1 rRNA gene is annotated in these 305 nt (G+C 52.0%); it reads left to right on the plus strand.

The window, feature by feature from the left end:
• Nucleotides 1-17: 17 nt before the first annotated feature.
• Nucleotides 18-305: ribosomal RNA gene (locus tag AC1DPK_RS34355) — 16S ribosomal RNA — on the plus strand; the annotation flags it as partial.

Here is a 305-nt window from a genome sequence, read left to right on the forward strand (position 1 = left end):
TGAGCAAGTCAAACACCAATTTGGAGAGTTTGATCCTGGCTCAGGACGAACGCTGGCGGCGTGCCTAATACATGCAAGTCGAGCGGAGTTGATGAGGTGCTTGCACCTCTGATRCTTAGCGGCGGACGGGTGAGTAACACGTGGGTAACCTGCCTRTAAGACTGGGATAACATTCGGAAACGAATGCTAATACCGGATACGCGATATGGTCGCATGACTGAATCGGGAAAGATGGAGCAATCTATCACTTAYAGATGGACCCGCGGCGCATTAGCTAGTTGGTGAGGTAACGGCTCACCAAGGCG

It is taken from the genome of Paenibacillus sp. 01T424 (assembly GCF_056398745.1).